This is a genomic window from Streptomyces sp. NPDC029014 (assembly GCF_055564695.1).
The window spans coordinates 22,334-45,982 of sequence record NZ_JBVHVT010000016.1 but is presented as its reverse complement, the minus strand read 5'-3'; the positions used below and the strand labels follow the sequence as shown (position 1 = coordinate 45,982).

The following is a 23,649-nucleotide window of genomic DNA, read 5'->3' as shown; positions in this document are numbered from 1 at the left end:
GCGGGAGATCACCGGGCGCATCGCTGCGGCGGAACCTCGCTCAGGACGTCCCGTCGTCCGGGCGGATCGCCGGGAGTTCGGTCATCGGCTTGGGCAGGAGGGCCTTGGACAGGTCCTGGCCGCCCTTCTCGTCGAGCCCGTACATCGCCTCGTAGATCTTGCGGACGGCCGGACCGGAGGCACCGGAGCCGGTACCGCCCTGGGAGATCGTCATCACGATCGAGTAGTCCTCGGTGTACGAGGCGAACCAGGAGGTGGTCTGCTTGCCCTGGACCTCGGCGGTGCCGGTCTTGGCGTGCATCGGGATCTGCTTCTGCGGCCAGCCGCCGAACCGCCAGGCCGCGCTGCCGGAGGTGACCACGGAGGCGAGGGCCCGGTCGATGTCGTCGCGCAGTTCGGCGTCCATGGGCAGCCGGGCCTGCTCCTTCGGGGCGATCTCCTTCACCGAGGTGCCGTCGGCGCTGACGACCGCCTTGCCGATGGTGGGCTGGTGCAGGGTGCCGCCGTTGGCGATGGCCGCGTAGATCGAGGCCATCTGGATCGGGGTGACGAGGGTGTCGCCCTGGCCGATGGAGTAGTTGATGGCGTCGCCCTCGCGCAACTGGTTGCCCTGGCGGCAGTTCTCGTAGGCGATCTTCTCGGCGAAGCTTCCGTCCTTCTTGCCGTCCCGGCACCAGGCGGCCTTGTTGGCCTCGAAGAAGTCCTTCTTCCACTGGCGGTCGGGGACCCGGCCGGCGACCTCGTTGGGCAGGTCGACGCCGGTCGGCTTGCCGAGGCCGAACTCGTGGGCCGTCTTCAGGAACCAGTCCTTGGGGTCCTTCTTCGGGTTGATCCCGCCGTCCTTCTTCCACTCCTTGTCGGCGAGGGCGTAGTAGACCGTGTCGCAGGAGACCTCCAGGGCGCGGCCGATGTTGATGTCGCCGTAGCCCTGGGACTCGAAGTTGGTGAAGGTCTGGCCGCCCACGGAGTAGGAGCTGGGGCAGGGGTAGCGGCCGTCGAAGGGGTAGCCGGCGTTGACCGCGGCCGTCGAGGAGACCACCTTGAAGATGGAGCCGGGGGCGGCCTGGCCCTGGATCGCCCGGTTCAGCAGCGGGTAGTTGGACTCCTTGGCCGTGAGGGACGCGTAGTCCTTGGCGGAGATGCCGCCGACCCACAGGCCCGGGTCGTACGTCGGGCTGGAGGCCATCGCGACGATGCGGCCGGTCTTGGCCTCCATGACGACGACGGCGCCCGAGTCGGCCTCGTAGTTGCGGCGCGTGTTCTTGTCGTACGTCTTGCGGGCCTCGGCCATGGCGTACGCCAGCTCGCGCTCGGCGACCGCCTGCACGCGCGAGTCGATCGAGGTGACGACGTTCGCACCGGGCGTGGGCTTGTCGGCCTGGGCCAGTCCGATGACGCGGCCGAGGTTGTCGACCTCGTAGCGGGTGACGCCCGCCTTGCCGCGCAGCTCCTTGTCGTACGTGCGCTCCAGACCGGAGCGGCCGACCTGGTCGGAGCGCAGGTACGGGGAGTCGGTCTTCTTCGCCTTGGTGATCTCCGCGTCGGTGACGGGCGAGAGGTAGCCGAGCACCTGGGAGGTGTTGGCCTGGTCCGGGGCGGGGTAGCGGCGCAGGGCGGTCGGCTCGGCGGTGATGCCCGGGAAACGCTCCGCGTGCTCCCGTATCTCCAGGACCTGGTCGGTGGTGGCCTCGGCGGTGATCGGGATCGGCTGGTACGGCGAACCGTTCCAGCAGGGCTTCGGGGTCTTGGCGTCGCACAGCCGGACGCTGTTGACGACGCCCTCCGGCGGCAGGCCCAGGACGCCCGCGAGGCGGGTGAGGACGTCCTTGCCCCGGTCCTTCATCTTGCTCAGCTCGGTGCGGCTGGCGGAGACCACCATGCGGGTCTCGTTGTCGGCGAGGGGGACACCGCGGGCGTCGAGGATCGAGCCGCGCACGGCGGGCTGGACGACCTGCTGGACGTGGTTGTTCTTCGCCTCGTCGGTGTACTCCTGGCCGTTGCGGATCTGGAGGTACCACAGGCGGCCGCCGAGGGTGAGCAGCAGCGAGAAGACGACCACCTGGATGACCACCAGACGGTTCTGGACCCGGGGCGTCCGCCCCGTCTCCGGAATGTTGCTCAACTCGAAACTCCCCCGAAGCGCTGCCCGCCGCCGACCCGGCCGAGTGCCGGTCCTGCCGAGTCTAGAGCGGGCCCCGCTCAGAGCGGGAAGGTGCTCCTGCCGTGCTGCACCGAGATCCATTTCTGGGTGGTGAAGGCCTCGACCGTGGCCTCGCCGTTCAGCCGGCCGAGGCCGGAGGCCTTCTCCCCGCCGAACGCCGCCAGCGGCTCGTCGCCGATGGTGGAGTCGTTGACGTGCATCATCCCGGTCTCGATGCGTTGGGCGAAGCGGACGCCTCGCTCCACGTCCCGGGTGTGCACGGCCCCGGACAGCCCGTACGGGGTCGCGTTGGCCATGGCGACGGCCTCTTCCTCGCCGTCGAAGACCATCAGCAGGGCGACGGGGCCGAAGATCTCCTGGCCGAGCAGCGGGGAGTCCTCGGGGATCCCGGTCAGCACGGTGGGTTCGACCAGGTTTCCGCGCGTAGAGCCGCGTACGAGCGCCCGGGCGCCGGATTCCACGGCCCGGTCCACGAGCGCGGTGAGCGCCTCTGCCTGGAAGGAGTTGATCAGCGGGCCGATGTGGGTGTCGGCCTCGCGGGGGTCGCCGGTCTTCAGTCCGCGGACCCGTGCGGCGAACTTCTCGGTGAACTCCTCGGCGACGGAGGCGTCGACCAGGATCCGGTTGGCGGCCATGCAGACCTGGCCCTGGTAGACGAAGCGGCTGAAGACGGCCGCGTCCACGGCGTAGTCGATGTCCGCGTCGTCGAGGACGACCAGGGCGCTGTTGCCGCTGAGCTCCAGGACGGTCCGCTTGAAGTGGCGGGCGGCGACGGCGCCGACGTGCCGGCCGACGCGGTCGGAGCCGGCGAAGGAGATCACCTTGGGGACCGGGTGGGTCAGCAGGGCGTCCCCGATCTCGGCGATGTCGGTGACGAGCACGCTGAGGAGCCCGGGCGGCAGGCCCGCGTCCTCGAAGAGCTTGGCGATGACCCCGCCGCCGATCACGGGGGCGTTCTGGTTCGGCTTGACCACGACGGCGTTGCCCAGGGCCAGGGCCGGGGCCGCCGACTTCAGGGTGACCAGGAAGGGGAAGTTGAAGGGGCTGATCACGGTGACCACCCCGACGGGGAGCCGCTGGACGCGGCTCTCCTTCCCCTCGACCGGCGAGATCAGGATCCGGCCCTCGGGGCGGACGGCCAGCTGCATCGCCTCGCGGACGAACTCCTTGGCGAGGTAGATCTCGTACTCGGCCTTGGAGCGGGTGCCGCCGAGCTCGTCGATCATCGCCTCGACGAGTTCCTTCTCCCGCTCCTCGATGATCCGCAGGAGCCGTTCCAGGACGGCGCGTCTGGCGTAGGGGCTGGTGGCGGCCCAGTCTCTCTGCGCGCGCTCGGCGGCGCGGTAGGCCTGGTCCACCTGCTCGACGGTGGCCACGGTGATGGCCGCGAGCTTCTCCCCGTTGTACGGGTTGACGTCGATGATGTCCCACGAACCGGTGCCGGCCTGCCATGTGCCGTCGATGTACTGGTGAGCCAGGTCGTCGAATATGGACATGCCATCCCTTACTGCCAGCGCGCACCCGTGCGCTGCACCGTCAGACTGATCGGTCATGCACTGATCAGACGTCATACTACGTGCGAATCAAGACAGTTGGAGTAGGCCGCGCAGGAGATCGCGGGTCTGGTCGGGGCCGGGGCAGTCCGCCTGGAGCCGGGTCATCGCCCGCTCGTACTGCCCGACCTCCTCTTCCTTGTCGAGGTAGAGGGCGCTGGTGAGCTGCTCCAGGTACACGATGTCCTGGAGGTCGGACTCGGGGAAGCGCAGCAGGGTGAAGGCGCCGCTCTCGCCGGAGTGGCCGCCGAAGGAGAACGGCATCACCTGCAGCTGCACGTTGGGCCGCTGCGAGACCTCGATGAGGTGCTCCAGCTGGCCCCGCATGACGTCGCGGCCCCCGTACGGGCGGCGCAGGGCGGCCTCGTCGAGGACGGCGTGGAAGACCGGGGCGCTCTCGGAGACGAGCACCTTCTGGCGCTCCAGGCGCAGCGCGACGCGGCGGTCGATCTCCGCCTGGGAGGCGCCGGGCATGCCGCGGCTGACGACGGCCTGGGCGTACGCCTCGGTCTGCAACAGGCCGTGGACGAACTGGACTTCGTAGATCCGGATGAGCGAGGCCGCGCCCTCCAGTCCGATGTAGGTCTGGAACCAGCTCGGCAGCACGTCGCCGTAACTGTGCCACCATCCGGCCGCGTTGGCCTCCCGGACGAGGCCGAGGAGCGACTCGCGCTCCGCGCCGTCCGTGACCCCGTAGAGCGTGAGGAGGTCCTCGACGTCTCGTGCCTTGAAACTCACCCTTCCCAACTCCAAGCGGCTGATCTTCGATTCTGATGCGCGGATCGAGTAGCCGGCCGCCTCACGGGTGATGCCCCGGGATTCTCGGAGTCGCCTGAGCTGTGAGCCCAGGAGGATGCGGCGCACCACGGAACCGCCTGCTTCTGCGGTCACTAGTCCTGCCCTCCCCATCGCCATGGATACGCGTGGTCTGCGCGTGTGCTGCGTCGCTGGGCCCCCGAACCCCAGGCCCCGCAGTCTGCCACCAAAACGCATCGGCCCGTACTCGTTCTGTAACGGAATCCGGGCTGCCGCAAAAGAAGTCCGTAAGTCTGCGTAGGAAGAAATGAGCAAGAACCATCACGGGAGGGGACAGGTCCGGCGCGTGCACGTGCATCTGCCCTTGCATCCAGCTTCTGCATTCGGAACGATGGTGCCGCGCACCTGCGTGCTCTTCGCGCCGGCGCCGGACCCACCCCGCAGTTCTTTCTGGACGCAAGCCGCCGCCACGTCCGCGAATCCCGGGAGTGCCTCGCATGGGGACGAATGGATCGACCATGCTCGAGCCGTTACGGCAGGGGCTGCCCCCGGTCGACCCCACGGCTGTGTCCGGGTCCGCCTCCTGCTCCCTGCCCGCCCGCTTCGAAGCGGTCCGCGGAGCCCGATCGTTCACCCGGTCGACCCTGTCCCAGTGGGGCCTCGACGACCGCTTCGACGATGTGGCCCTGGTCGTCTCCGAGCTGGTCACCAACGCGCTGCGACACGCCCTACCAGGGGATTCGCGGTCGGCGACGGCCAGGAGCGGCGAGCCCGAGGCGGCCGTGCGGCTGCACCTGATGCGGTGGAGCTCGCGGCTGGTGTGCGCGGTGCGCGACCCCAGCGAGGACCGACCCGGCGGATCGTTCGAGCCGGAGCGCACCCAGGAGAACTGCGACCTGGAGTCGGGGCGCGGGCTGTTCCTGGTGGACGCCTACAGCGACAGCTGGGGCTGGCACCCGCTCGCGGGGCGGCTGACCGGCAAGGTCGTGTGGGCGCTGTTCATGCTCCACGAGTAGCGGCCCGCGGCGGGGCCGGTACCGGCCGGGCCGGAAAACGGCGGAAAACTGCGGGAAACGGAGCGCGGGATCGGGCCGACCGGCCGGAATCGATCATGCCGATCGGTTCCGGCCGGTGCACGTGCATGGCTTGATCGGTGGCGCGTTTCCTGAGTGGTACGAGTCCGCTCCCGAGTCGGCTCCTGAGTCGGCTGCCGAGTCCGCCGCTCAGCTGATCAGGTGGTCGAACTCGCCGTCCTTGACGCCCAGCAGCAGCGCCTCGATCTCGGCCGGCGTGTAGACGAGTGCCGGGCCGTCAGGAAAGCGGGAGTTGCGCACGGCGACAGCACCCCCCGGCAGCTTGGCGAACTCCACACAGGACCCTTGCGAGTTGCTGTGTCTGCTCTTCTGCCAGGTCACGCCGTCGAGTTCTGCAGCTGCCATCCCGTTGTACGCGTGGTCCACAGGAAGCCCCCGATAGTGCAGATGTCAACTCCACCGGATCATAGCTGTGTTCACGGGTAGCTGCATGGGCAGATGCACGTGCACGCGGAGGGTGCTCTCTTGATCACGTTCTGGGGCGGACGAGGGCTAACGCGGAAGCGGCCGGTCCCGTCGGTGGTGCATCTGCGCCCGGTCGGCGGCCGCCGTCCCGTCGTTCCACCCCGCGAGGTCCGTGGCCCCGCGCAGCCGGGTGGTCGTGGTGCGGGGGAACATCTCGTCCGTCCGGGCCGTGACGGCGACGTCGCGGGCCACCAGGGCGGGCAGGTTGTCCGGCACCTCGGACGCGGTGTGCTCGGCGGTCTCGGCGAGGCGGCGGCCGAGGCGGCTGGCGTAGGCCAGCAGGAACGACTGCCGGAACGTCTTGGTCCGCTTGCGCCCGCCGGCCCGCTGCTCGGCCTCGGCCCGGGTCATCGCGGCCGTGCCCTGCACGAGCAGCGAGGTGTAGAGCAGCTCCACCGCCTCGATGTCGCTCTCGAAGCCGACCACCGTGGAGAACTCGAAGGCGCTGTTCCACACCGCCCGGCACCGGTTCGCGCCGGCCACCGCGTCGAGCAGCACCGCCTTGGCCTCCTCGTACGGCGGCTCCACCCCGATCCGGCAGGCCGCCGGCAGCTGGGCGGGCCCCTTCCCGCCGGCCGCGAGCAGCGCCTCGTCGACGGTGTGCCGGGCCATGAGCTCCTGCGCCTTGGCGCTGAGCGCCTCCGCCTCCTCCGGGTACGTGGTCGCCTCGGCCTTCGCGAGCAGCGCGCGGATACGGCCGAGCATGCGCGGCTCGATGTGCGCATGGGCGTGTTCCAGGGCGTCGGCCGCCGGGTCGCCGGGGAGCGGGCCCACCGGCTCGATGGACGGCAGCCGGATCAGCAGCCGGAACACCTCCAGGAAGGCCGTGGCCAGGGCGAACCGGTCCGCCCTCTCCCGCTGGGCGAGCTGCTCCGCGTACCGCGTGTCGTCCGTCCACCACGCCTCGGCGTCGGTCCACCGCCCGGGCAGCCGGGCGTAGCGCCGCGCCTCGCCGCCGACCAGGTCGCGGGTGATCCGCACGTGCCGGTCGTCGAGGTCCCGGCGCACCAGCCGCAGCACGTCCGCAGGCTGCCAGCCGCGCTCCCAGGCCTGGCGCACGTACGCCTCCCCGCGCGCCAGCAGCCCCCGCCCGACCTCGACCCAGCGGCCGGCATCGGCGGCGAGCAACGAGGCCCCGGCGTCGAGCCCGGCGTCGTCCTGCCCGTACAGCGCGGCTTCACAGGCCCGCCCCACAACATCCTCCACCCCCCAACCCTCCCACGCCCCCACGACCACCCCCTCCCCTCCCCCACGATCACCGCCTCCGACGACCCAGCCGATCCACGCGACCCAGCCGATCCACCGGCCCCGCCCTCCCACGCGGGCCACCCATCCACGCGGGCCCACCCATCCACACGACCCCGCCCTCCCACACGGGCCCACCCATCCACACGACCCCGCCCTCCCACACGACCCCGCCCTCCCACACGACCCCGCCCTCCCTCGCGGGCCAACCAATCCACCCGGCTCAGCTGATCCGTACAGGCCGGCTGATCCACGCGGGGCAGCCGGTCCCGCCCCGCGCCCCGCCCGCCATGGCCCCCACCCCACCCGTGCCGGACGATCCACGCGGACCCGCCCATCCAGCCCCGCCGGCGTTCGAGGTGTTCTGTCTGGGGCGGCGCCCCAGAAAGCCCCCTGACCGGCATGTTCGCAACGGCCCCGACCAATCCAGCCCCGCCGGCGTTTGAGGCGCGGGGTCTGGGGCGGCGCCCCAGAAAGGCCCGGCCCCGGCCGACGTCCAAACCCCTGACCGGCACGTCCACAACCACCCCGGCCAATCCAGCCCCGCCGGCGTTTGAGGCGCGGGCTCTGGGGCGGCGCCCCAGGAAGGCCCGGCCCCGGCCGGCATCCGACCAGCGCCCAGGACCCCACCGGGCTTCCCATCCGCGCGCGGCCCGCAACTACGGCCCCGCCGGCGATTGAGGCGCGGGGCCCGGCGGGGCGGAGCCCCGGAGCGGCGGCCGGGGCCTGTCAGACCCCGGTGGGACACTCGCATGCATGAGCGACCGCCCCCCACGGTGGGCCCTGGCCGAAGACGCCGAGGGCCGGTGGCACGCCACCCCCCTCACTCCCGCACCAGCCGTCACCCCCACCCCCACCCCCCGGATCACGGTCGCCGACCCCGCCGAAGCCGTCCGTGCCGCCCCCGCCGCCACCCGCTGGATCTGGCGCTCCACCCAGGCCGTCTACCCCCGCCTGCTCGCCGCCGGCATCCGCGTGGACCGCTGCTACGACGTCGAGGACGCCGAGCTCCTGCTCCTCGGCCACGAGGGCCGCTCCGGCGAGCCCCGCTCGGCGGCCGCCGCCTGGGCCCGCCTGACCGGCGCCCCGGTCCCGCCCGACCCCCCGGCGCGGGCCGCCACGCCCGGCGCGCAGGACTCCCTCTTCGAGCCGCGGCCCGATCCGCTGCCCCTCGACGCGCTGGTCGCCGTCTACGAGGACCAGGAGAGGCGGCACGCGGCCACCGCCCACCCCGACCGCATGCGCCTGCTGACGGCGGCGGAGTCGGCGGCGTTCCTGATCTCCGCCGAGATGAACCGCGCCGGGCTGCCCTGGCGGGCGGACGTCCACCGCGCCCTGCTCACCGAGCTCCTCGGCGAGCGCTACGCCGGCGGCGGCGAACCCCGCCGCCTCGCCGAGCTGGCGGACGAGGTCTCCGCCGCGTTCGGCCGCCGCGTGCGCCCGGACCTGCCCGCCGACGTGGTCAAGGCGTTCGCCGCGGCGGGGATCCGGCTCACCTCCACCCGCCGATGGGAGATCGAGGGCCTGGACCATCCCGCGGTCGCGCCCCTCCTCGCGTACAAGAAGCTGTACCGGATCTATACCGCGCACGGCTGGAGCTGGCTCCAGGACTGGGTCCGTGAGGGCCGCTTCCGCCCCGGTTTCGTCCCCGGCGGCACCCTGACCGGCCGCTGGGTCACCAACGGCGGCGGCGCCCTGCAGATCCCCAAGGTGATCCGCCGGGCGGTCGTCGCCGACCCGGGCTGGCGGCTGGTCGTCGCCGACGCCGACCAGATGGAGCCGCGCGTCCTGGCTGCGATCTCCCGCGACCCGGCGTTCATGGAGGTGGCCGGCCGCCGGGAGGACCTGTACACGGCCATCTCCCGGCAGGGCTTCTCCGGCGACCGCGACCAGGCCAAGCTGGCCGTCCTCGGCGCGGTGTACGGCCAGACCTCCGGCGACGGCCTGAAGAACCTGGCCGCGCTGCGCCGCCGCTTCCCGCAGGCCGTGGCGTACGTGGACGACGCCGCGAGGGCCGGCGAGGAGGGCCGCCTCGTACGCACCTGGCTGGGCCGCACCTGCCCGCCCCCGGTCCGCCGCGGCGACACCGGGGACGCGGAGGGCGGCGAGGCCGGGTACGCGGACGGGCCCGCGGAGGCGGGCCTCCCGCAGGACCGGCGGGAGGACGGCTGGACCCCGAGCTACGCCTCCACCGATTCCCGGGCCCGCGGCCGCTTCACCCGCAACTTCGTCGTACAGGGCAGCGCCGCCGACTGGGCGCTGCTGGCCCTGGCGGCGCTGCGGCAGTCCATCGCCGCCGCCGGGATGCGGGCCGAGCTGGTGTTCTTCCAGCACGACGAGGTGATCGTGCACTGCCCGGCCGAGGAGGCCGAGGCCGTCGCCGAGGCGATCCGTGCCGCCGGGAACCGGGCCGGGCGGATCGCCTTCGGCGACACCCCGGTCCGGTTCCCGTTCACGACGGCGATCGTGGAGTGCTACGCCGACGCCAAGTAGGGCCGCCCCCGCCCCCGGGCCTCCGGATCCGCCTCCGCTTCGACCTGCATCGGCTCCGCCTCAGGCGAGCCACCTGGGGTCGAGGGCGATCTTCCGGAGCTGTTCGACCGTCAGCAGCGGCTCGGCCCGGGTCGCCGCCGCGTTCTGGTCGGCGGTGTTGAACGCGGAGACCAACACGCGCCGGCCGTCCGTACGCAGCGTGTCCACCGTCCACTTGACGACGCCCGCGCCGCCCTTCTCACCGGCCGTCCGCTCCGTACGGACCCTGGTGCCGTCCGGCAGCACGGTCGTCCCGGTTCCGGCGAAGCGCCGCGCCAGCAACTCCCCCATCCCGGTGTGCACGTTGGCCTCGACGAGGGAGCCGCCCCGTCCGTCGTCGAGCACGGCGTAGGCGTAATCGGACGTGCCGCCCAGCTTCGTGATCGTGACCCCGGCTCCGTCCCCGTCCCCGGCACCGGCCCCGGGCAGCAGCGCCTGGAGGGCCACCACCGCGTCCCGGACCCCGGCCAGGACAGGGGGGCGCTGTTCTTCGGGCGCCGCGGCCGGCAGGTCCTTCAGGGCCGGGAGCCACAGCGGCGAGGCCACCACCGCCTTCAACCCGGCCTTGTCCAGGGGCGGTTGCGGGCGCGACACGGGCTCGCCCTTCTGGGCGGGGGCGTTCCACTCCTGCACCTCCACCTGGAAGCCCTCGGCGGTGACCAGCACCGCCTCCCACCGTTTGGTGGGCGCGCTCCGGTCGGAGCGTTCGTAGCCCTGGAGGACCATGAGCCGCGCCCCGTCCGGGAGGGTGACGGCCTCGCACCCGTCGTACTGTGCCCGGGACTTCTCCTGGCAGGTGACGGCCGCGTCCGCGGTCCGGCCCTTGGGGTCGACGCGCGAGAGGCCGACGGCGACGACCGCCCGGCCCTTGCCGTCGTCGTACACCCCGGACACCATCGGGCCAGGCTGGTCGCCGGTGCCGCGGGCCCGGCTACCGGTCAGGGTGCCGCCCGGGAGCAACTGCTTGAGCACGCCGACCAGCTGCGCGGCGCTCACGGCCCCACTGCCCGGCCCGCCTCCCCGAACTCCGGATCCGCTTCCGCTTCCGGCGACCGGGTCGGCGGGCAGCACCTGCGCCGCGGCGGACCCGCTGCCGCCGCCGAACAGGCCGCCGGTGTAGGCGCCGCCCACCCCGATCAGGGCCAGGGCCAGGGCCAGCGCCGACCCGCCGACCACGACCGCGCGGCGCCGGGCCGCCAGCCGCCGCCCGTGCTGCTCGCCGGCTGCGGCGAGGGCCGCTTCGTCGGCGGCGAATCCGTCCCCGACGCGCCGCAGGGCGTCGCCGAGCTCATCTTCGAAAGCCATACGGGACCAGACCTTCCACCGAGTAGTGAGGGCGGGGGAGCGGGAAGACGGAAGGAGAGCCGGCGGGCGCGACCGGCCGGAAGGCGCTCATCACCCCACGAACTCCGACAGCGGACCGCCCAGTTGCTCCCGCAGCCGGGCCAGCGCCCGCGTGGTGCGGGTGCGTACCGCCGCGGGGGAGGAGTTCATCGCGTCGGCGGTCTCCTCGATGCTGCGGTCCTCCCAGTACCGCAGCACGAGCACCACGCGGTCCTTGGGCGGCAGGTTCCCCAGCGCCTGGAGGAGCGTGAGCCGCAGCTCCGGCTCGACGCCGCCCATCGAGGTCGGCGCGTCCGGCTGCTCGGGGAGGTCCCCGACCGGGCGTTCCGCCGCCGAGCGGCGCCGGCGGTGCGTCAGGAAGGTCCGTACGAGGACCGTCTGCGCGTAGGCGGCAGGGTTGTCGATGCGGGAGATCCGCCCCCAGAGCAGGTACATCCGCCCCAGGGTCTCCTGGACGAGGTCCTCCGCGAGGTGGGTGTCCCCGCTCGTGAGGAGGCAGGCCGACCGGTACAGGTGCCCCGATCGGCCTGCCGCGAACTCGCGGAACCCATCCCTGCGCCCCTGCCGCATCCACTCCCCCTCACGCCCGTCTCACCTTTCTGACGCGGCGGAGGTGGGGGAACGTTTCACCGCGCCGGCGCCGACTTCGGCGCCGGCGTCGGTTCGGGGCTCCCCGGTCCGCCCTGCGCCGGCAGGTCGAAGACGTGCCCGGGGGTCACGATCTGCGTGATGGCCCGGCCGAAGAGCGTGCTGGGCTCCTCGCCCTCGGCGGTGATGTCGGTGTTGAGCAGCACGACCAGGGTGGCCTGCGCCTCGGGCAGGAACACGGTCAGCGACTGGTAGCCGGGCAACGAGCCGTTGTGGCCTATCCAACCCTGCACGTTGAAGATGCCCAGCCCGTATCCGGTCCCGGGCAGCGCGTCGACGACCTTGAGCCGCTCGGCCTGGGTCCTGGCCTCCAGCAGCGTGCCCGTGGCCAGGGTCCGGGCCCACTTGCGCAGGTCGGGGAGGTCGGAGATCATCGCGCCGGCCGCCCAGGCCCAGGACGGGTTCCAGTCGGTGGCGTCCTGCACCTTCCCGTCGGCGGTCTCGTCGGTGTACCCCTGCGCGTGCGGCGTCGGGAACTCGGCTCCGACGGGGAAGACGGTGTGCGGCAGCCCGGCGGGCGTGGTGACGTACTTGTCGATGTAGTCGTTGAGCTTCATCCCGCTGACCTTCTCGATCACCAGGCCGAGCAGGATCAGGTTGGTGTTGCTGTAGTAGAACTTGGCGTTCGGCTCGAACATCACCGGGTGCTTGAAGGAGTACGACAGCAACTCCTGCGGGGTGAACGGCCTGCGCGGATTGCTCGTCAGCGCCTTGTCGAAGCCGTCGTCCTCCGAGTAGTTGTAGAGCCCGCTGCGCATCCCGGCCAGCTCGCGCAGGGTGATGCGGTCGCCGTTCGGGACGCCGGAGACGTACTTCCCGATCGGGTCGTCCAGGCCCACCTTGCCCTGGTCGACCAGCTCCAGCAGGCCCGTGACGGTGAACGTCTTGGTCTCGCTGCCGATCCGCATGTACAGGTTGGTGGTCATGGGCTGGCCGGTCGACTTGTCGGCGACGCCGAAGGAGCGGACGTACTCGCCCTTGCCCGGCGCGGACAGGGCCACCATCACGCCGGGCACCTTGGCCTCGGCCAGCACCTTCCGCACCGCCCGGTCCAGTTGCCGGGCCACCGCCGGGGTGAGCTGCGGGAACTCGTCCTGCGGCGTGGGCGCCGAAACCGCCGCGGCGCGTGCCGTCCGAGGGTCCGCGTCCAGTGCGTACCCGGTCCCCGCTCCCAAGGGCGCCGCCAGCAGCCCCACCGCGGCAGCCCCCGCCACCGCCGCCCTGCGCAACCGTGTCGTCATGCCCGGCCTCCTGCCACGCGACGTCCAGGTCCAGGTCCAGCCATTCCAAGCTAGCCCGCCCCCCAAAACCCGGCGACCGCTACCCGTACGGCCCAACCCGGAACCCCCGCCCTCCGGTCAAGGCCGGTCACGTCCGACCAGGACCGATCATTCGCCCCGGGCGGACACGGACGACGAATAGCCTCCTGCCTGCGTCAGGCAGGGGGCCTGATCACGTCGACCGGAGGCCGACCTGAGCCTGAAAAGATGGGCCTACGCTGCTGCTGCCTACGTCGTGGGCAGCATGGCAGTACTCATGTGGGCCGACGGCAACGCTGCCGGAGCCGTGGTCCTGCTCCTCACGCTCATCGGCGCTTACGCAGCAAAGAAACTAGCCAAGCTGAAGCACGAGGCGGCTGAACGGGAGCTGCGCGCAATCCGGTCCACCGAAATCAGCCGCTACCACCTGATGAACCCCGGCGAGTTCGAGCGAGCCATCGCATATCTGTGTGCGCGGGACGGGTGCGCGGACGCGCGCGCCGTGGGCGGCACCAACGATCTCGGGGCTGACGTCGTGGCCAACACACCCGACGGCAAGCGCGTCGTCATCCAGTGCAAGAGGTACGGTCCGACGACGAAGGTCGGCTCCCCGGACATGCAACGCTTCGGTGGCACCTGTTTCAGCATCCACGGCGCCCACGTTGCAGCAGTCGTCACGACCTCGTTCTTCACCAAGCCCGCCCGCGACTACGCGGTGCGCCACGGAATCCGCCTCATCGATCAAGCAGCCCTCGCTGCATGGGCCACCCGAACGGGTCCAGCACCGTGGATGTACTGACCTCTTGGAGGAAGCGGGTCCCCTGAACCACAAAACCCCGGCTCGGACGGATCCGAGCCGGGGTTTTCGTGGAGCCGCCTTCGGGATTCGAACCCGAGACCTACGCATTACGAGTGCGTTGCTCTGGCCAACTGAGCTAAGGCGGCACCGCTGGGCGATGAGAGGACCCTGGGGGTTCGCTCATCAGCAGCGGCGCCTAGTCTACAGGCTCGAACAGGGTGCCCCGAACCACGTGATCCTTACGCGCACTTTTTGCCGTTTGCCGGGGGCTTGCCGTCCAGGAGGTACGTGTTCAGCGCGTTGTCGATGCAGGTGCTGCCGCGGCCGTAGGCCGTGTGGCCGTCGCCGTCGTACGTGAGCAGGACGCCCGAGTCGAGCTGGCCCGCCAGGGACTGCGCCCACTTGTACGGGGTGGCCGGGTCGCGGAGGGTGCCGACCACCACGATCGGCGGGGCCCCCTTCGCCGCCAGCGCCCGGGCCTCGCCGGTGGCCTTGACCGGCCAGTACGTGCAGTTCAGCGAGGCCCAGGCGAGGCCCGCGCCGAAGACCGGGGAGGCCTTGCGGAAGGACGGGAGGGACTCGACGACCGCGTCGGGGCCGGAGAAGGCCGGCGGCTGGTCGAGGCAGTTCACGGCGGCGTTGGCGTACATCAGGTTGGCGTACTTTCCGTCCGCCTCCCGCTCGTAGTAGCTGTCGGCGAGGCCGAGGAGGCCGGAGCCGTCGCCCTCCATCGCCGTCGCGAGCGCCTGGCGCAGCTGCGGCCACGCGCTCTCGTCGTAGAGGGCGGCGATCACCCCGGTCGTGGCGAGGGACTCGCCCAGCGGGCGCTTCGCGTCGCCGCTCGGCACCGGCTTGGCGTCGAGCGTGTGGAAGAAGGCCTGGAGGCGGTCGGCGATGGCCTCGGGGCTGCCCTTGCCGAGCGGGCAGTCGGGCTGCTTGGCGCAGTCCCTGGCGAAGGAGCGGAAGGCCGTCTCGAAGCCTTCGGTCTGGTCCCGGTTCATGTCGAGGGCCGAGCGGGAGGGGTCCATGGCGCCGTCCAGGACCAGCCGGCCGACCCGGCCGGGGAAGAGGTCCGCGTACGTGGCCCCGAGGAAGGTGCCGTACGAGGCCCCGACGTACGTGAGTTTCTCGTCGCCCAGCACCGCGCGGAGCATGTCCATGTCGCGGGCGGTGTCGACGGTGGAGACGTGCGGCAGGATCCGCCGCGAGCGCTCCTGGCAGCCGGCCGCGAACTCCTTGAACGACGCCACCAGGGCCGCCTGCTCCGCGGCGTCGTCGGGGGTCTGGTCGACCTGCGTGTACGCGTCCATCGCCGGGCCGGTCAGGCACTCGACCGGGCTGCTGCGGTCCACCCCGCGCGGGTCGAAGGAGACCATGTCGTAGCGGGCGCGGACCGCCTCGGGGTAGCCGATGCCCGCGTACGCCTGGAGGTAGCCGATGCCGGAACCGCCGGGGCCGCCCGGGTTGACCACGAGCGAGCCGAGCCGCTTGCCCGGCCCGGTGGCGGTGCGGCGGGACACGGCGATCTCGACGTCCTGGCCGGAGTCGGGGCGGGAGTAGTCCAGCGGGGCCTTCATCGTGGCGCACTGGAAGCCGGGGACACCGCAGTCGCGCCAGTTCAGCTTCTGCTCGTAGTACGGGCGCAGGGCCTCCGGGACGGCGGCCGGCCGGGCCGCCGGCGCGGCGCCCCGGGTGGCGGACGCGGCGGCCCGGGAGCCCGCCGAACCGTCCGAGGTGCAGCCGGAGAGCAGCAGCCCGGCGGCTGCGATCACGGTTCCGGTGGTGCGCAGCAGGCGACTGGTGTCCATTCCCGGAGCCTACGTCCTGCCGGGACGATCGGCCGGTCGGCGGTGCGGTGGCCGGGCGTCCGCCGTCCGCTGGCCGCCCCGGACCGGCCCTGCGGAACCGGGCGTCCGGCCCCGGGCCCGCCGGGTCGCCCGTACGGGTGAACGGTCAACCAGTGCGTCAGCCGGAGGAGCCGGCGGCCGGACCACCGGCCGGGGGCAGTCGGCCGGGGCAGTCGGCCGGGGCAGTCCGGCTCAGCCTGCGCGGAGGGCCATCGTCATCGCCTCGACCGCGAGGAGCGGCGCCACGTTGCGGTCGAGGGCTTCGCGGCAGGCGCTGATGGCCTCGATCCGGCGCAGGGTGCGCTCGGGGCCGCCGGCACGGGCGACCCGGTCGAGGTCCGCGCGGAGGTCCTCGTTCGCGAGGGCGAGCGGGGAGCCGAGCTGCAGGGCCAGCACGTCCCGGTAGAAGCCGGTGAGGTCGGTCAGCGCCAGGTCGAGGCTGTCGCGCTGGGTGCGGGTGCGGCGGCGCTTCTGCCGGTCCTCCAGCTCCTTCATCACGCCCGCCGTGCCGCGCGGAAGCCTTCCGCTCGTGCCCGCCCCGGCGCCGAGTGCGGCCTTGAGCTCCTCGGTCTCCTTGGCGTCGACCTCCTCCGCGAGCACCTTGGCGTCCTCGGCGGCGGCATCGACGAGCTCCTGGGCGGCCTTGAGGCAGCCCCCCACGTCGCCGACCCGGAGCGGAAGCTTCAGCACGGTGGTCCGGCGGGTCCGGGCCCCCTCGTCCTGGGCGAGTCGGCGGGCCCGGTCGATGTGCCCCTGCGTGGCGCGCGCGGCGAAGGCGGCGACACCGGGCTCGACGCCGTCGCGGCGGACCAGCAGGTCGGCGACGGCCGACACGGACGGGGTGCGCAGCGTCAGCATCCGGCAGCGGGAGCGGATGGTGGGCAGCACGTCCTCCATCGAGGGCGCGCACAGCAGCCACACGGTGCGCGGGGCGGGCTCCTCCACGGCCTTGAGGAGGACGTTGGCCGCGCCCTCGGTGAGCCGGTCGGAGTCCTCCAGGACGATGACCTGCCAGCGGCCCACGGCCGGGGACAGCTGGGCCCGGCGGACCAGGTCGCGGGTCTCCTTGACGCCGATGGACAGCAGGTCCGTACGGACGACCTCGACGTCGGCGTGCGTGCCGACCATGGTCGTATGGCAGCCGTCGCAGAACCCGCAGCCCGGCTCGCCCCCGAGGGCGCGGTCGGGGCTGGTGCACTGCAGGGCGGCCGCGAAGGCGCGGGCGACGGTGGCCCGGCCGGATCCGGGAGGGCCGGTGAACAGCCAGGCGTGCGTCATCTTCGACGCAGCCGGTGGCTCCTGCCCGGCGCCGACGGCGGTGACCAGGGCGTCCGCGTCACGGGCTGCGGCGGCCAGCTGCGCCTGCACCCGCTCCTGGCCCACCAGGTCGTCCCACACGGGCATCCCGCCCACCGCCTTTCGCTTGCCCTTGCCGTTGCCCTTGCCGGCCGTCGTGCCCGTACGGCCTGCCGCTCGTGCCGCTCGTCGCCGCGTACCCAGTGTGGCGCCTGCCGCCGACAATCCCCGCCCCGCCGTCAGCAGCGCCCCCGTCAGCGGCGGCGCGGGCCGTCCTGGCCGTCCTCGTCGTCCCGGTGACCGCCCAGCAGTTCGTCCGCCAGGGTCGGCAGGTCGTCCAGCGGGGTCTCCTCGGCCCAGGACGGGCGCGGACGGTCCGGGCGGCCGCCCTCGTCGTCGAGGAGCGGGAGCTCACGGGTCACGTCGTCACCGGAGTCCCGGAAGATGCCCGGCGGTACCCGGTCGGCCGGGTCCTCCTGGGGGCGCCGGGCCGTCGGCCGCACGGCGGAGTACGCCTGCTCGCCGGGCGACGCGGGCGTCCCGGAAGGGCGTACGGGCGGCAGTACGGCCGTCTCGTCCACGGCTCCGGGCGCCTCGACGGCGGGCAGCACGGAGGTCTCCGCCGCCGGGTCGGCCTTCGGCATCGGCACGGTCTGGGTCACGTCGTCCGGCCGCACGACCCGCTTGTCCACCGGGGCCTTGGCCGGCGGGGTCCGGGTCCCGATCAGCGGGGTCTCGACCGTCACCGCGTCGTCCGGATGCGGATGCGGCTCCTTGGTCATGGACACCTTCGGGGCGGGAGCGGCCGGGGCCGCCTCGGCCGGGGGCTGCGGGGTCCGGGCGGCCGCGGCCGCGGCGGCAGCCGCCGCCTGGGCCTCCGCCTGCCGGCGCGCCTCCTCGGCCTTGAGCAGGGCCTCCTCGGCCCGCCGCTGCTTCTCCCTGCGGCGCTCTTCGGCCTCGGCGCGCAGCCGGGCCTCCTCCTCCGCCTGCCGGCGCAGCCGCTCCTGCTCCGCCGCGAGGGCCTTGGCCTCGGCCTCCGCGCGGCGCCGCTCGGCCTCGGCCCGGGCGCGTTCCTCCTCCTCGGCGCGCAGCCGCTCCTCTTCCGCCTTGCGCGCGGCCTCTTCCTCGGCCTTGCGCCGGGCCTCTTCGGCCTCGCGGGCCTTGCGGGCCTCCTCCTCGGCCCGCAGCCGCTCCTCCTCCGCCTTGCGCGCCGCCTCTTCCTCGGCCTTGCGCCGGGCTTCCTCCTCGGCGCGCCGGCGGGCCTCGACCTGCGCGGCCCGCTCGGCCTCCGACAGAGGCAGCATGCGGTCCAGGCGGTGCCGGACGACCGTGGCCACCGACTCCGGGTCCTGCCCGGCGTCGACCACCAGGTAGCGGCCGGGGTCGGCGGCGGCGAGGGTCAGGAAGCCGGAGCGGACCCGCTGGTGGAACTCCGCGGGCTCCGACTCCAGCCGGTCGGGGGCCTCCGTGAACCGCTCCCGGGCGGTCTCCGGGGACACGTCGAGCAGCACGGTCAGGTTCGGTACGAGCCCGTCGGTCGCCCAGCGCGAGATGCGGGCGATCTCGGTCGGGGACAGGTCGCGGCCGGCGCCCTGGTAGGCGACCGAGGAGTCGATGTAGCGGTCGCTGATGACGACCGCACCGCGCTGCAGGGCGGGGCGGACCACCGAGTCCACGTGCTCGGCCCGGTCCGCTGCGTACAGCAGGGCCTCGGCGCGGTTGGACAGCCCGGCCGAGGAGACGTCGAGGAGGATCGCGCGCAGCCGCTTGCCGATCGGGGTGGCGCCGGGCTCCCGCGTCACGACGACCTCGTGGCCCTTGCCCCGGATCCATTCGGCCAGGGCCTGGACCTGGGTGGACTTGCCGGCGCCGTCGCCGCCCTCCAGGGCGATGAAGAAACCGGTGGCGGACGGCGCCTGGTCGGGCTCCCCGCCGCGCAGCGCCTCGCGCACGTCACGGCGCAGCGGTACGCCGGCCCGGTCGTCGGCCTTGACGAGCACCACGACGGCGGCCGGCAGCAGCAGCGCGCCGACGATCATCAGGGTGTACGCGGCGCCGCCGTACGCGAAGACCAGGCCCGCGAAGGCCAGCCGGTGCGGGCCGATTCCCGCGGCCACGACCGGACCGAGGACGGCGCCGAGGGCCACCGCCACCCGGACGACGGCCTGCAGGTGCTCGGTGACCCGGGCCCGGCGGAACTCCTCGGTCTCCTGGTCCAGCAGGGTGTGCCCGGTGTTGGCGGCCACGCCCGCGGCGAGGCCGGCGAGGAGCGACAGGAACACCACGGTCGCCAGGTCCGTCACCAGGCCGGCCAGCAGCAGCGCGGTGCCGGTCACGGCGATGGCGAGGGCCAGCAGCCGGCGCCGGGACAGGGTCGGCAGGACCTTGCCGGACTGCGTGGCGCGGATGCCGGCGCCGGTGCCGCCGAGCAGGGCCAGCACGAGCAGGGCGAAGGTGGCCGGGCCACCGCCCAGGTCGAACGCCTGCAGCACGGCCACGGCGGCGGCGCTGGCCACCGCCCCGGCGACGGCAGCGCAGGCCAGCACGAGCAGCGGGATCGCGCCCGTGCGGCCCTTGTCCGGGCGGTCCCCCGCCTTGGGGGCCCGCAGGCCCTCCAGCGGGGACCGCGGGCGCGGCGTCTTGTCACCGGGCAGGACCAGCGGCAGCAGCAGCGACAGCGACGCGGCGAACAGGCCGGCGGCCACGTACGAGCCGAGGGCGGCCTGGTTCGCGGCGAACCAGTCCACGCCCAGGCCGAGCACCTTGCCGATCAGCGTCGCGGCGAGCAGCGCGGCCGCGGCGACGGGCATCGTGGCGAACGTGGTGCGCAGCGTCAGCCGGCGCAGGGCGTCGAGGTGGTCGGGCAGCGGCCGTACGGTCGCGCCCTCCGGCGGCGGCTCGGGCAGCAACGCGGGAGCCGCACTGTCCTTGGCCATGGTCCACAGCCGCTCGGCGGCGCCGCCGACGAAAACGGTGGCCAGCAGCGCGGTCAGCGCGTGGGCCGGGATCCAGTCGAGCCAGAGCGGGGCCACGACGAACAGGGCGATCCGCAGCCCGTCCGCCCCGGCCATCGTCCAGCGGCGGTCGAGCGGGCCGCCGGCCGCGGTGAGCTTGGCGAGCGGGCCGAGCAGGACGGCGCCGAAGAGCAGGGTGGCGAGGATCCGGACCCCGAAGACGGCGGCGACGGCCAGGGCCCAGCCCCGGTAGCCGGTGCCGAAGGTGCCTTGGGAGACGGCCGCCTGGAAGGCGAGCACCACCAGGACCAGCAGGGCGAGCGCATCGCCGATGCCGCTGACCAGCTGGGCGCTCCACAGGCGGCGCAGCCTGGGGGTGCGCAGCAGTGCGCGCAGCGCCCGCTCGCGGGAGTCCGCGGCGAGGGCTTCGTCGTAGGAGGGGTTCGGGGGGGCGGTCACGCCAGTCGGCTGCTCGGCTCGCGTCATCCGCCCAGCCTATCCGCTGCGCTGGGCCGGTGCGGAGGGCTGTGGATAACCCCGGGGCGGGGCCCCGGGGTGCCCCCGCGGCGCCCCGGCTGGGCGCCCGCGCCCTGCTGGCGCGCCGGTCTCCGGGCGCGGGTGCGGATGCGCGTACGCCGGGTGCGGGTGCGGCGTGGTTGAGCGCGCAGTTCCCCGCGCCCCTGACGGGGCCCGGTGGGGTTGCTCGCGCAGTTCCCCGCGCCCCTCGTCGGGCCCCGCGTCGTCGGTGGGGTGTCAGGACTCCGTGGGCGGGGTGGCGGCCGTCTTCTTGGCTGCCGTCTTCTTCGCCGTCGTCGTCTTCTTCGCCGCCGCCGTCGTCTTCTTGGCTGCCGTCTTCTTGGCCGTCGTGGTCTTCTTGGCCGTCGTCGTCTTCTTGGCCGCGGCCTTCTTCACGGTCTTCTTGGCCGGGCCCTTCGCCCGCTTCTCCGCGAGCAGCTCGTAGCCCCGCTCCGGCGTGATCGTCTCGACGTCGTCGTCCCGCCGCAGCGTCGCGTTCGTCTCGCCGTCCGTCACGTACGGGCCGAACCGGCCGTCCTTCACCACCACCGGGCGCTCGCTGACCGGGTCCGTGCCCAGTTCCTTCAGCGGCGGCTTGGCGGCCGCGCGGCCCCGCTGCTTCGGCTGGGCGTAGATCGCCAGCGCCTCGTCCAGCGTGATCGTGAAGAGCTGGTCCTCCGTCTCCAGGGAGCGGCTGTCCGTGCCCTTCTTCAGGTACGGGCCGTAGCGGCCGTTCTGCGCGGTGATCTCCACGCCCTCGGCGTCCGCGCCCACGACCCGCGGCAGCGACATCAGCTTCAGCGCCTCGTCGAGGGTCACCGTGTCCAGCGACATCGACTTGAACAGGGACGCCGTGCGCGCCTTCACGGCGTTCTTGCCGGTCTTCGGCGTGCCCTCGGGCAGGATCTCCGTCACGTACGGCCCGTAGCGGCCGTCCTTGGCGACGATCTGGTTGCCGCTGACCGGGTCCGCGCCGAGCTGGAACTCGCCGCTCGGCTTCGCGAAGAGCTCCTCCGCGTACGCGATCGTCAGCTCGTCCGGAGCCAGGTCGTCCGGGACGTCCGCGCGCTGGTGGCCCTCGGCGTCCTTCTCACCCCGCTCCACGTACGGGCCGTACCGGCCCACGCGCAGCACGATGCCCTCGCCGACGGGGAAGGAGGAGATCTCCCGGGCGTCGATCGCGCCCAGGTCCGTGACCAGCTCCTTCAGACCGCCGAGGTGGTCGCCGTCGACCGGCCCGGCCGCCTGCGCCGCGTCGCCCTCCGCACCGAAGTAGAACCGCTTCAGCCACGGCACGGCCTGGGCCTCGCCGCGCGCGATGCGGTCGAGGTCGTCCTCCATCTTCGCCGTGAAGTCGTAGTCGACGAGCCGGCCGAAGTGCTTCTCCAGGAGGTTGACCACGGCGAACGACAGGAAGGACGGCACGAGCGCCGTGCCCTTCTTGAAGACGTAGCCGCGGTCCAGGATCGTGCCGATGATCGACGCGTAGGTCGACGGGCGGCCGATCTCCCGCTCCTCCAGCTCCTTGACCAGCGAGGCCTCGGTGTAGCGGGCCGGCGGCTTGGTGGCGTGGCCGTCCGCGGTGATCTCGGCGGCGGCCAGTGCGTCGCCCTCCGCGACCTGCGGGAGGCGCCGCTCGCGGTCGTCGAGCTCGGCGTTCGGGTCGTCCGCACCCTCGACGTACGCCTTCATGAAGCCGTGGAAGGTGATCGTCTTGCCGGAGGCGCTGAACTCGGCGTCCCGGCCGTCGGAGGCCGCGCCGCCGATCTTGACGGTGACCGAGTTGCCGGTCGCGTCCTTCATCTGGGAGGCGACGGTCCGCTTCCAGATCAGCTCGTAGAGGCGGAACTGGTCGCCGGTCAGGCCGGTCTCGGCGGGCGTGCGGAAACGATCACCCGAAGGACGAATCGCCTCGTGCGCCTCCTGCGCGTTCTTGACCTTGCCGGCGTAGACGCGGGCCTTCTCCGGCAGGTAGTCGGCCCCGTACAGCTGCGTGACCTGCGCGCGGGCGGCCGTGACGGCGGTGTCCGAGAGCGTGGTGGAGTCCGTACGCATGTAGGTGATGAAGCCGTTCTCGTACAGCTTCTGCGCCACCTGCATGCACGCCTTGGCGCCGAGGCCCAGCTTGCGCGAGGCCTCCTGCTGGAGCGTGGTCGTACGGAAGGGGGCGTACGGGGAGCGGCGGTACGGCTTGGACTCGACCGAGCGCACGGCGAACGAGCTGTCCGCGAGCGCGGCGGCCAGGGCCCGCGCGTTCGCCTCGTCGAGGTGCAGCACATCGCTCTTCAGCCGCCCGTTCGCGCCGAAGTCGCGGCCCTGTGCGACGCGCCGGCCGTCGACGGTGTTCAGCCGCGCGACGAGCGTCGAGGGGTCGGAGGGGTCGCCGGCCCGGCCCGTGGAGAAGGTGCCCGTCAGGTCCCAGTACTCGGCGGAGCGGAAGGCGATGCGCTCGCGCTCCCGCTCGACGACGAGGCGGGTGGCGACGGACTGGACGCGGCCCGCCGACAGCTTCGGCATGACCTTCTTCCACAGGACCGGCGAGACCTCGTAGCCGTAGAGGCGGTCGAGGATGCGGCGGGTCTCCTGGGCGTCGACCATGCGCTGGTTCAGCTCGCGCGGGTTGGCGACGGCCTCGCGGATCGCGTCCTTGGTGATCTCGTGGAAGACCATGCGGTGGACGGGAACCTTGGGCTTGAGGACTTCCTGCAGGTGCCACGCGATGGCTTCGCCCTCGCGGTCCTCATCGGTGGCGAGGAAGAGCTCGTCGGACTCGGCCAGCAGGTCCTTGAGCTTCTTGACCTGCGCCTTCTTGTCCGCGTTGACGACGTAGATCGGCTGGAAGTCGTGTTCGACGTCCACACCGAGGCGGCGGACCTCGCCCGTGTACTTGTCGGGGACCTCGGCGGCGCCGTTCGGGAGGTCGCGGATGTGCCCGACGCTCGCCTCGACGACGTATCCCGGGCCGAGGTAGCCCTTGATCGTCTTCGCCTTGGCAGGGGACTCGACGATGACGAGTCGGCGGCCGCCCTGTGCGGTCTCGCTAGTCGGGGACAACTTGGCTCTTCTCTCCGGTCGGCACTCGGTCGCAGTACGGCGACGCTGCGGAGTGTGACGGTACAACCCGCCCCCGTGTCAAACGGCACAAGCCCGCAACGGCCACTCGAACGGTAACCCGACAAG

At 72.8% G+C, this 23,649-nt stretch carries 14 protein-coding genes, 1 tRNA gene and 1 pseudogene; 3 read left to right on the top strand and 13 right to left on the bottom strand.

All coding sequences use genetic code 11. The annotated features are described in order from the left end of the window. Positions 1 to 55 precede the first annotated feature (55 nt). The 3 genes and pseudogenes from mrdA to ACZ4VL_RS11240 form a co-directional block, all read right to left on the bottom strand. Positions 56 to 2,122: pseudogene (mrdA, locus tag ACZ4VL_RS11250) on the bottom strand (penicillin-binding protein 2); the annotation flags it as partial. Positions 2,123 to 2,199: 77 nt separating this feature from the next. Then, positions 2,200 to 3,657, bottom strand: a complete 1,458-nt coding sequence (locus tag ACZ4VL_RS11245; RefSeq protein ID WP_468198447.1) for an aldehyde dehydrogenase family protein — start codon at positions 3,655 to 3,657, stop codon at positions 2,200 to 2,202. A gap of 87 nt (positions 3,658 to 3,744) precedes the next feature. Beyond that, positions 3,745 to 4,623, bottom strand: coding sequence for a helix-turn-helix domain-containing protein (locus ACZ4VL_RS11240; RefSeq protein WP_468198445.1), 879 nt, complete (start codon positions 4,621 to 4,623; stop codon positions 3,745 to 3,747). Positions 4,624 to 4,967: 344 nt separating this feature from the next. Between ACZ4VL_RS11240 and ACZ4VL_RS11235 the strand changes: the two genes are divergently transcribed. Beyond that, entirely contained in the window at positions 4,968 to 5,486 is a 519-nt protein-coding gene (locus tag ACZ4VL_RS11235) for an ATP-binding protein (RefSeq protein WP_468198443.1), read from the top strand. A 207-nt stretch (positions 5,487 to 5,693) separates the two neighbouring features. Here ACZ4VL_RS11235 and ACZ4VL_RS11230 read toward each other — a convergent pair whose 3' ends face one another. Together ACZ4VL_RS11230 and ACZ4VL_RS11225 are read right to left on the bottom strand one after the other, a co-directional pair. Next, positions 5,694 to 5,909 carry a DUF397 domain-containing protein gene (locus ACZ4VL_RS11230; protein WP_360631634.1) on the bottom strand — a complete coding sequence of 72 codons (216 nt, stop codon included), beginning with the start codon at positions 5,907 to 5,909 and terminating at the stop codon, positions 5,694 to 5,696. A gap of 147 nt (positions 5,910 to 6,056) precedes the next feature. Beyond that, a complete protein-coding gene (locus ACZ4VL_RS11225) occupies positions 6,057 to 7,235 on the bottom strand; it encodes a DUF2786 domain-containing protein (protein ID WP_468198441.1) in 1,179 nt (392 codons plus the stop codon). 795 nt (positions 7,236 to 8,030) lie between these two features. Between ACZ4VL_RS11225 and ACZ4VL_RS11220 the strand changes: the two genes are divergently transcribed. Then, on the top strand, positions 8,031 to 9,767 hold the full coding sequence (locus tag ACZ4VL_RS11220; protein WP_468198439.1) for a bifunctional 3'-5' exonuclease/DNA polymerase: 1,737 nt from the start codon (positions 8,031 to 8,033) through the stop codon (positions 9,765 to 9,767). Positions 9,768 to 9,827: 60 nt separating this feature from the next. On the opposite strand, the gene ACZ4VL_RS11215 is transcribed toward ACZ4VL_RS11220, so the two are convergent. The 3 genes from ACZ4VL_RS11215 to ACZ4VL_RS11205 form a co-directional block, all read right to left on the bottom strand. Next, positions 9,828 to 11,111 (bottom strand): hypothetical protein, encoded by a 1,284-nt coding sequence (locus ACZ4VL_RS11215; protein ID WP_468198436.1) that lies wholly within the window; start codon positions 11,109 to 11,111, stop codon positions 9,828 to 9,830. Positions 11,112 to 11,201: 90 nt separating this feature from the next. Next, entirely contained in the window at positions 11,202 to 11,720 is a 519-nt protein-coding gene (locus ACZ4VL_RS11210; protein ID WP_468198434.1) for a SigE family RNA polymerase sigma factor, read from the bottom strand. A 56-nt stretch (positions 11,721 to 11,776) separates the two neighbouring features. Then, a complete protein-coding gene (locus tag ACZ4VL_RS11205; protein WP_468198431.1) occupies positions 11,777 to 13,039 on the bottom strand; it encodes a serine hydrolase domain-containing protein in 1,263 nt (420 codons plus the stop codon). A 283-nt stretch (positions 13,040 to 13,322) separates the two neighbouring features. Here ACZ4VL_RS11205 and ACZ4VL_RS11200 point away from each other — a divergent pair, with 283 nt between their 5' ends. Then, positions 13,323 to 13,856 carry a restriction endonuclease gene (locus ACZ4VL_RS11200; protein WP_468198429.1) on the top strand — a complete coding sequence of 178 codons (534 nt, stop codon included), beginning with the start codon at positions 13,323 to 13,325 and terminating at the stop codon, positions 13,854 to 13,856. Positions 13,857 to 13,925: 69 nt separating this feature from the next. Here ACZ4VL_RS11200 and ACZ4VL_RS11195 read toward each other — a convergent pair. From ACZ4VL_RS11195 to topA, 5 genes are all read right to left on the bottom strand, one after another. Next, positions 13,926 to 14,002, bottom strand: a tRNA-Thr gene (locus tag ACZ4VL_RS11195). Between the two features lie 93 nt (positions 14,003 to 14,095). Beyond that, entirely contained in the window at positions 14,096 to 15,664 is a 1,569-nt protein-coding gene (locus ACZ4VL_RS11190) for an alpha/beta hydrolase (RefSeq protein WP_468198427.1), read from the bottom strand. Positions 15,665 to 15,895: 231 nt separating this feature from the next. After that, positions 15,896 to 17,107 carry a DNA polymerase III subunit delta' gene (locus tag ACZ4VL_RS11185; protein WP_468198424.1) on the bottom strand — a complete coding sequence of 404 codons (1,212 nt, stop codon included), beginning with the start codon at positions 17,105 to 17,107 and terminating at the stop codon, positions 15,896 to 15,898. Positions 17,108 to 17,253: 146 nt separating this feature from the next. Further along, positions 17,254 to 20,439 carry a dTMP kinase gene (gene tmk / locus ACZ4VL_RS11180; protein WP_468198422.1) on the bottom strand — a complete coding sequence of 1,062 codons (3,186 nt, stop codon included), beginning with the start codon at positions 20,437 to 20,439 and terminating at the stop codon, positions 17,254 to 17,256. A gap of 267 nt (positions 20,440 to 20,706) precedes the next feature. Next, positions 20,707 to 23,523, bottom strand: a complete 2,817-nt coding sequence (gene topA, locus ACZ4VL_RS11175) for a type I DNA topoisomerase (protein WP_468198420.1) — start codon at positions 23,521 to 23,523, stop codon at positions 20,707 to 20,709. Between the last annotated feature and the right edge of the window lie 126 nt (positions 23,524 to 23,649).

Bases quoted from the DNA above. Each gene is read 5' to 3' on its own strand.
- ACZ4VL_RS11245 (WP_468198447.1), bottom strand. From the start codon at position 3,657: ATGTCCATATTCGACGACCTGGCTCACCAGTACATCGACGGCACATGG.
- ACZ4VL_RS11240 (WP_468198445.1), bottom strand. From the start codon at position 4,623: ATGGGGAGGGCAGGACTAGTGACCGCAGAAGCAGGCGGTTCCGTGGTG.
- ACZ4VL_RS11235 (WP_468198443.1), top strand. From the start codon at position 4,968: ATGGGGACGAATGGATCGACCATGCTCGAGCCGTTACGGCAGGGGCTG.
- ACZ4VL_RS11230 (WP_360631634.1), bottom strand. From the start codon at position 5,909: ATGGCAGCTGCAGAACTCGACGGCGTGACCTGGCAGAAGAGCAGACAC.
- ACZ4VL_RS11220 (WP_468198439.1), top strand. From the start codon at position 8,031: ATGAGCGACCGCCCCCCACGGTGGGCCCTGGCCGAAGACGCCGAGGGC.
- ACZ4VL_RS11215 (WP_468198436.1), bottom strand. From the start codon at position 11,111: ATGGCTTTCGAAGATGAGCTCGGCGACGCCCTGCGGCGCGTCGGGGAC.
- ACZ4VL_RS11210 (WP_468198434.1), bottom strand. From the start codon at position 11,720: ATGCGGCAGGGGCGCAGGGATGGGTTCCGCGAGTTCGCGGCAGGCCGA.
- ACZ4VL_RS11205 (WP_468198431.1), bottom strand. From the start codon at position 13,039: ATGACGACACGGTTGCGCAGGGCGGCGGTGGCGGGGGCTGCCGCGGTG.
- ACZ4VL_RS11200 (WP_468198429.1), top strand. From the start codon at position 13,323: ATGGCAGTACTCATGTGGGCCGACGGCAACGCTGCCGGAGCCGTGGTC.
- ACZ4VL_RS11190 (WP_468198427.1), bottom strand. From the start codon at position 15,664: ATGGACACCAGTCGCCTGCTGCGCACCACCGGAACCGTGATCGCAGCC.
- ACZ4VL_RS11185 (WP_468198424.1), bottom strand. From the start codon at position 17,107: ATGCCCGTGTGGGACGACCTGGTGGGCCAGGAGCGGGTGCAGGCGCAG.
- tmk (WP_468198422.1), bottom strand. From the start codon at position 20,439: ATGACGCGAGCCGAGCAGCCGACTGGCGTGACCGCCCCCCCGAACCCC.